A 7,616-nucleotide genomic window follows, 5' to 3' on the forward strand; every position below is an offset into this window, starting at 1 on the left:
GGCGTGGTTCTCGCCCCGCTGCGGGTTTTCTTTCTCTTGTCCCTGCGCGAACGCAACAATGCCCCGGAGAGCGCCTTCTGGGGGGGGGGGCGGCGCCCCCCCCCCCCCGGAGCTGCTGCGCATGCCGGGAAGTCTACGAAGACGGACGGGGTGGCCGGTAACGGGGGTTTGGCGGCCAGGGGGCGCGGTGCCTGGCGTCGTGTGGGGCGCCCGGGGTCCGACGGGCGCAGGGGGCCGACGGGACCCGGCGGGCCCGGGGGTGGTCAATCCGGCGGTGTGCGGTGCCATGATTTTCGGCCGCCGTGCCGGCCATGATCGCGGCCGCCGCGACCGGGGCACGCGCCGCAGGTCGGAGCCCCTTTCGAGGCCCCCGGAGGGGACTTGAATTAGGTAAGCCTAAGTGATAGAGGCCACCAGTCCACGGTGTGGACGAGGCTTGAACCGGTTTGACGAATTACGCAACAATGGCGTTGTGAAATACGCGAGCGAGGATCAGCGGGAGCCCGTGGTCGACCAGACCACCGGGCCCGCCGCCTCCGCGCACGGGCGCACCGAGCAGGCGAGGGCGACCGCCCCGGCGCCGCACGACGAACAGCAGGGCACCCGCAACAGGGTCGCCCGCTCCATTCTCGACCACGGTCCGTCCACCGCGGCCGAGCTCGCGCTCCGCCTGGAGCTGACCCAGGCCGCGGTCCGCCGCCATCTGGACGCGCTGGTCGCCGAGGGCGTGGTCGAGCCCCGCGAGAAGCGGGTCTACGGCACACGTGGCCGCGGCCGCCCGGCCAAGGCCTTCGCCCTCACCGACTGCGGGCGCGACGCCTTCGACCAGGCCTACGACCAGCTCGCCTCCGACGCGCTGCGCTGGATCGCGCAGAGCGCGGGCGGCGGCGAGAAGGGCGAGGCGGCGGTCGCCGCGTTCGCCCGCGCGCGGCTCGCGGCGCAGGCCGAGGGCTACCGCGAGGCGGTCGAGAGCGCCGAGCCGGAGGCCCGTACCGAGGCCCTTGCGAAGGCGTTGACCGCGGACGGGTACGCTGCTACGGCGCGCAGCGCCCCCAATCCCCAGCTCGGTGAACAGCTCTGCCAGCACCACTGCCCGGTCGCACACGTCGCCGAGCAGTACCCGCAGCTGTGCGAGGCGGAGACCGAGGTCTTCTCCCGTTTGCTCGGGACCCACGTACAGCGTCTTGCCACCATCGCCCACGGCGACGGGGTGTGCACGACCTTCGTCCCGAAGGCCGGTGCCGGCAAGCCCGCTCACAGCACCACCGCAAAGACCACCACAGCATCTGCAAGCACGGCCGGGAGGAACCCCGCATGACGCTCCCCACGGAGACTGCTCACCCTGAGCTCGAGGGCCTGGGCAAGTACGAATACGGCTGGGCCGACTCCGACGTGGCCGGCGCCTCCGCGAAGCGCGGTCTTTCCGAGGACGTCGTCCGCGACATCTCGGCGAAGAAGAACGAGCCGGAGTGGATGCTCAAGCTCCGCCTCAAGGGTCTGCGCCTGTTCGACAAGAAGCCCATGCCCAACTGGGGCTCGGACCTGTCGGGCATCGACTTCGACAACATCAAGTACTTCGTCCGCTCCACCGAGCAGCAGGCCGCCTCCTGGGAGGACCTGCCCGAGGACATCAAGAACACCTACGACAAGCTGGGCATCCCGGAGGCGGAGAAGCAGCGCCTGGTCGCCGGTGTCGCGGCCCAGTACGAGTCCGAGGTCGTCTACCACCAGATCCGTGAGGACCTGGAGGCGCAGGGCGTCATCTTCCTGGACACCGACACCGCGCTCAAGGAGCACCCGGAGCTCTTCCAGGAGTACTTCGGCACGGTCATCCCGGTCGGTGACAACAAGTTCGCGTCGCTGAACACCGCGGTGTGGTCCGGCGGCTCGTTCATCTACGTCCCCAAGGGTGTCCACGTCGACATCCCGCTGCAGGCCTACTTCCGGATCAACACCGAGAACATGGGCCAGTTCGAGCGGACGCTGATCATCGTCGACGAGGACGCCTACGTGCACTACGTCGAGGGCTGCACGGCGCCGATCTACAAGTCGGACTCGCTGCACTCCGCGGTCGTCGAGATCATCGTCAAGAAGGGCGGCCGCTGCCGCTACACGACCATCCAGAACTGGTCGAACAACGTCTACAACCTGGTCACCAAGCGCGCCGTCGCCTACGAGGGCGCGACCATGGAGTGGGTCGACGGCAACCTCGGCTCCAAGGTGACGATGAAGTACCCGGCGGTCTACCTGATGGGCGAGCACGCCAAGGGCGAGACCCTGTCCATCGCCTTCGCGGGCGAGGGCCAGCACCAGGACGCCGGTTCCAAGATGGTCCACATGGCGCCGAACACCTCCTCCAACATCGTCTCCAAGTCGGTGGCGCGAGGCGGCGGCCGCACCTCCTACCGCGGTCTGGTCGAGATCGGCGAGGGCGCCGCGGGCTCCAAGTCCAACGTGCTGTGTGACGCCCTGCTGGTGGACACCATCTCCCGCTCGGACACCTACCCCTACGTCGACGTCCGCGAGGACGACGTGTCCATGGGCCACGAGGCGACCGTCTCCAAGGTCAGCGAGGACCAGCTCTTCTACCTGATGGCGCGTGGCCTGTCCGAGGACGAGGCCATGGCGATGATCGTGCGCGGCTTCGTCGAGCCGATCGCGCGTGAGCTGCCGATGGAGTACGCGCTGGAGCTGAACCGGCTGATCGAGCTGCAGATGGAAGGTGCGGTCGGCTGACGTCCGGCCCCCAGCAGCGACTGACTCCCTGAACGCAGAAAGCGAGCACTACGACAGCCATGGCTGAGGCTCAGAACATCCCGGCGGGTTCCACGACCACCGGCTCCATCGCGGTGGCCGCGGAGTCCACCGTCGCCACCCGGATGAGCGCCCCGCCGTCCTACGACGTGGCGGACTTCCCGGTGCCGCACGGCCGCGAGGAGGAGTGGCGCTTCACGCCCCTCGCGCGCCTCAAGGGCCTGCACGACGGCAGCGCGACGGCCGGCGGCCCCGACCTGAAGATCGACATCACCGCGCCCGAGGGCGTCACCCACGAGCTGGTCGACCGCGCCGACCCGCGGGTCGGCAGGGCCGGCAAGCCCGTGGACCGGGTCGCCGCCCAGGCATACAGCTCGTTCGAGAAGGCGTCGGTGGTCACGGTCCCCAAGGAGACCCAGCTCACCGAGCCGATCCGGATCGCCGTCCACGGCGAGGGCGGTACGGCCTTCGGCCACCAGGTCATCGAGCTCGGCGCGTTCGCCGAGGCGGTCGTCGTCATCGACCACACCGGTGACGCGGTGCTCGCCGCCAACGTCGACTACCTCCTCGGCGACGGCGCCAAGCTGACCGTCGTCTCCGTCCAGGACTGGGACGGCCACGCCGTCCACGTCGGGCAGCACAACGCCCTGGTCGGCCGGGACGCCACGTTCAAGTCCGTGGCCGTCACCTTCGGCGGCGACCTCGTCCGTCTCCACCCGCGCGTCACCTACGCGGGCCCCGGCGGCGAGGCCGAGTTCTACGGCCTGTACTTCACCGAGCAGGGCCAGCACCACGAGCACCGGCTCTTCGTCGACCACGAGGTGCCCAACTGCCGCTCCAACGTGGTCTACAAGGGCGCGCTGCAGGGCGAGGACGCCCACGCCGTCTGGATCGGCGACGTCCTGATCCAGGCCTCGGCGACCGGCACGGACACCTACGAGCTCAACCGCAACCTCGTCCTCACCGACGGCGCGCGGGTCGACTCGGTGCCCAACCTGGAGATCGAGACCGGTGAGATCGTCGGCGCCGGACACGCCTCGGCGACCGGCCGCTTCGACGACGAGCAGCTGTTCTACCTGATGGCCCGCGGCATCCCGGCCGACGAGGCCCGCCGGCTGGTCGTGCGCGGCTTCTTCGCCGAGCTGGTCCAGCAGATCGGCCTCCCGGACGTCGAGGAGCGCCTGATGAGCAAGATCGAGGCCGAGCTGGAAGCGTCCGCGGTATGAGCTACGTACGCGCAGCGGCGCTCAGCGAGCTGGAGGAGGACACCCCCAAGCGGGTGGAGCTCGACGGCGTCCCCGTCTCCCTGGTCCGCACCGAGGGCGAGGTGTTCGCGATCAACGACATCTGCTCGCATGCGAACGTCTCCCTCTCGGAGGGCGAGGTCGAGGACTGCTCGATCGAGTGCTGGCTGCACGGTTCGAGCTTCGACCTGCGCACCGGCAAGCCGAACGGCCTTCCCGCGACGCGCCCCGTCCCCGTATACCCCGTAAAGATCGAAGGGGACGACGTGCTCGTCTCCGTCACCCAGGAGTCCTGAGTCACCCATGGCAACGCTTGAGATCCACGACCTGCACGTCTCCGTCGAGGCCGAGAACGGCCAGCGCGAGATCCTGAAGGGCGTCGACCTGACCGTGAAGCAGGGCGAGACGCACGCCATCATGGGCCCCAACGGCTCCGGCAAGTCGACCCTCGCCTACTCCCTCGCGGGTCACCCCAAGTACACGATCACCGGCGGCACCGTCACCCTCGACGGCGAGGACGTCCTGGAGATGTCCGTCGACGAGCGCGCCCGGGCCGGCGTCTTCCTCGCCATGCAGTACCCGGTCGAGGTCCCCGGCGTCTCGGTCTCCAACTTCCTGCGCACCTCCGCCACCGCGATCCGCGGCGAGGCCCCCAAGCTGCGGCTGTGGGTCAAGGAGGTCAAGGAGGCCATGGAGCGCCTCCAGATGGACCCCTCGTTCGCCGAGCGCAACGTCAACGAGGGCTTCTCCGGTGGTGAGAAGAAGCGGCACGAGATCCTCCAGCTGGAGCTGCTCAAGCCGGCCATCGCGATCCTCGACGAGACCGACTCCGGTCTGGACGTCGACGCGCTGCGGATCGTCTCCGAGGGCGTCAACCGCGTCCGCGAGACGGGCGAGGTGGGCACCCTGCTCATCACCCACTACACGCGGATTCTCCGCTACATCAAGCCCGACCACGTCCACGTCTTCGCCAACGGCCGGATCGCCGAGTCCGGCGGCCCGGAGCTGGCGGACAAGCTGGAGGCCGAGGGCTACGAGGCATATGTGAAGGGTGGCGCAACCGCGTGACACAGCTGCCGGGCCTCCTCGACACAGAGGCGATCCGTAAGGACTTCCCCATCCTGGACCGTCCGGTCCACGACGGGAAGAAGATCGTTTACCTGGACAACGCGGCGACCTCCCAGAAGCCGCGCCAGGTCCTCGACGCGCTCAACGCCTACTACGAACGCCACAACGCCAACGTCCACCGCGGCGTGCATGTGCTCGCCGAGGAGGCCACGGCGCTGTACGAAGGCGCCCGTGACAAGGTGGCGGCTTTCATCAACGCGCCGAGCCGCAACGAGGTGATCTTCACCAAGAACGCCTCGGAGTCGCTCAACCTCGTCGCGAACATGCTCGGCTGGGCCGAAGAGCCCTACCGGGTGGACCGCGAGACCGAGATCGTCATCACGGAGATGGAGCACCACTCCAACATCGTCCCGTGGCAGCTGCTCGCGCAGCGCACCGGCGCGAAGCTGAAGTGGTTCGGCATCACCGACGACGGCCGCCTGGACCTGTCCAACATCGAAGAGATCATCACCGAGAAGACGAAGATCGTCTCCTTCACGCTGGTCTCCAACATCATGGGCACCATCAACCCGGTCGAGACGATCATCCGCCGGGCCCAGGAGGTCGGCGCGCTGGTCTGCATCGACGCCTCGCAGGCCGCCCCGCACATGCTGCTGGACGTGCAGGCGCTGCAGGCCGACTTCGTGGCCTTCACCGGCCACAAGATGTGCGGCCCGACCGGTATCGGCGTCCTGTGGGGCCGCCAGGAGCTGCTGGAGGACCTCCCGCCGTTCCTCGGTGGCGGCGAGATGATCGAGACGGTGTCCATGCACTCCTCGACCTACGCGCCCGCGCCGCACAAGTTCGAGGCCGGTACGCCCCCGATCGCCCAGGCCGTCGGCCTCGGCGCGGCCGTGGACTACCTCACCTCGATCGGTATGGACAAGATCGCCGCGCATGAGCACGCGATCACCGAGTACGCCGTCAAGCGGCTGCTGGAGGTCCCCGACCTGCGCATCATCGGCCCGAGCACGGCCGAGGAGCGCGGCGCGACGATCTCCTTCACCCTTGGCGACATCCATCCGCACGATGTCGGCCAGGTGCTGGACGAGCAGGGCATCGCGGTCCGGGTGGGCCACCACTGCGCCCGTCCGGTCTGCCTGCGCTTCGGAATTCCTGCGACCACGCGAGCGTCGTTCTATCTGTACTCCACGCCGGCCGAGGTCGACGCCCTGGTCGAGGGTCTGGAGCACGTCCGCAACTTTTTCGGTTAACCAAGCACAGCGGATGAGGACGGGACTGACTGAGCCGTGAAGCTGGATTCCATGTACCAGGACGTCATCCTGGACCACTACAAGCACCCCCATGGGCGCGGTCTTCGGGACGGCGACGCCGAGGTGCACCACGTCAACCCCACGTGCGGTGACGAGATCACGCTGCGCGTGCGGCTCGACGGCGCGACGATCGAGGATGTGTCCTACGAGGGCCAGGGCTGCTCCATCAGCCAGGCCAGCGCGTCGGTGCTCAACGACCTCCTGGTCGGCAAGGAGCTGGGCGAGGCACAGCGGATCCAGGAGACGTTCCTGGAGCTGATGCAGTCCAAGGGGCAGGTCGAGCCGGACGACGCGATGGAGGAGGTGCTGGAGGACGCGGTGGCGTTCGCCGGCGTCTCCAAGTACCCGGCACGCGTGAAGTGCGCGCTGCTGAGCTGGATGGCCTGGAAGGACGCCACGGCCAAGGCCCTCTCCGAGGAGGCGAAGACCGCATGACCGAGAGCCCGACCACCACCAAGCCGGCTTCCGAGGAAGAGGTCCGCGAGGCCCTCTACGACGTCGTCGACCCGGAGCTGGGCATCGATGTCGTCAACCTCGGGTTGATCTACGGCATCCACATCGACGACGCCAACATCGCCACCATCGACATGACGCTGACCTCCGCGGCCTGCCCGCTGACCGACGTCATCGAGGACCAGGCGAAGTCCGCCACGGACGGCATCGTCAGCGAACTGAAGATCAACTGGGTCTGGATGCCCCCGTGGGGCCCGGACAAGATCACCGACGACGGTCGCGAGCAGCTCCGCGCGCTCGGCTTCAACGTCTGATCTTTCTCTCGCACAAGGCCCCGGCTCAACGCCGGGGCCTTGTCGCGTTCAGCGGCGCCGCGGCCCGGACGCCGGGGCGGGCCGGTCACCGGCGCCGGGGGCCGGCAGCCCCTTGGTCTCGGCCGTGGCATCGCGCAGCGCCGGCGCCGCCGCCGCGAAGTAGCGGAAGAGCACCCGCAGCTCGTCCTCGCTGAAGGCCGTGAACACCTCGGCCATCCGCCGGCGCGCGGGCCCGAAGGCCGCCTCGTCCTCCTCCGGCGGGATCGGCAGCGGCTCGACCAGGACCCGCCGCCGGTCCTCGGGGTCGGCGGTCCGCCGTGCCCGCCCGGCGCGCACCAGGCGGTCGACGAGCCGGGTGGTGGCGCTCTGCGAGAGTGGCTCTGACCGCAGTTCCGTGAATCCCCAGGTCAGCGGCGGGAACGACGGATCGTTTCACCAGGGTCTCGTACTGCGTGGTGATCAAGACGGTC

The 7,616-nt window shown here is 68.9% G+C and carries 9 protein-coding genes; 8 read left to right on the top strand and 1 reads right to left on the bottom strand.

The features are described from left to right. Positions 1-472: 472 nt before the first annotated feature. From AC0680_RS37220 to AC0680_RS37255, 8 genes are read left to right on the top strand one after another with little or no spacing between them, the layout of a single operon-like run. The gene (locus AC0680_RS37220; protein ID WP_478637476.1) at positions 473-1,318 is read left to right on the top strand and encodes a helix-turn-helix transcriptional regulator; all 846 of its coding nucleotides are present in this window, start codon (positions 473-475) and stop codon (positions 1,316-1,318) included. After that, positions 1,315-2,736: a Fe-S cluster assembly protein SufB gene (gene sufB / locus AC0680_RS37225; RefSeq protein ID WP_351534402.1), complete on the top strand. Its 1,422-nt coding sequence runs from the start codon at positions 1,315-1,317 to the stop codon at positions 2,734-2,736. The genes AC0680_RS37220 and sufB overlap by 4 nt, the downstream gene beginning before the upstream one ends. A 59-nt stretch (positions 2,737-2,795) precedes the next feature. Then, positions 2,796-3,980, top strand: coding sequence for a Fe-S cluster assembly protein SufD (sufD, locus tag AC0680_RS37230; RefSeq protein WP_384442197.1), 1,185 nt, complete (start codon positions 2,796-2,798; stop codon positions 3,978-3,980). Beyond that, on the top strand, positions 3,977-4,294 hold the full coding sequence (locus AC0680_RS37235; protein WP_362916621.1) for a non-heme iron oxygenase ferredoxin subunit: 318 nt from the start codon (positions 3,977-3,979) through the stop codon (positions 4,292-4,294). The genes sufD and AC0680_RS37235 overlap by 4 nt, the downstream gene beginning before the upstream one ends. Positions 4,295-4,301: 7 nt before the next feature. Next, positions 4,302-5,066: a Fe-S cluster assembly ATPase SufC gene (gene sufC, locus AC0680_RS37240; RefSeq protein WP_393491896.1), complete on the top strand. Its 765-nt coding sequence runs from the start codon at positions 4,302-4,304 to the stop codon at positions 5,064-5,066. Next, on the top strand, positions 5,063-6,319 hold the full coding sequence (locus AC0680_RS37245) for a cysteine desulfurase (RefSeq protein ID WP_478637477.1): 1,257 nt from the start codon (positions 5,063-5,065) through the stop codon (positions 6,317-6,319). The genes sufC and AC0680_RS37245 overlap by 4 nt, the downstream gene beginning before the upstream one ends. 36 nt (positions 6,320-6,355) lie before the next feature. Then, a complete protein-coding gene (sufU, locus tag AC0680_RS37250) occupies positions 6,356-6,814 on the top strand; it encodes a Fe-S cluster assembly sulfur transfer protein SufU (protein WP_384442188.1) in 459 nt (152 codons plus the stop codon). Then, positions 6,811-7,146, top strand: coding sequence for a metal-sulfur cluster assembly factor (locus AC0680_RS37255; protein WP_384442185.1), 336 nt, complete (start codon positions 6,811-6,813; stop codon positions 7,144-7,146). Before sufU ends, AC0680_RS37255 begins: the two co-directional genes overlap by 4 nt. A 48-nt stretch (positions 7,147-7,194) precedes the next feature. Here AC0680_RS37255 and AC0680_RS37260 read toward each other — a convergent pair whose 3' ends face one another. Further along, a complete protein-coding gene (locus AC0680_RS37260) occupies positions 7,195-7,557 on the bottom strand; it encodes a MarR family winged helix-turn-helix transcriptional regulator (protein WP_478637479.1) in 363 nt (120 codons plus the stop codon). Positions 7,558-7,616 lie beyond the last annotated feature (59 nt).

The sequence above is a fragment of the Streptomyces sp. NPDC043738 genome (assembly GCF_056436545.1).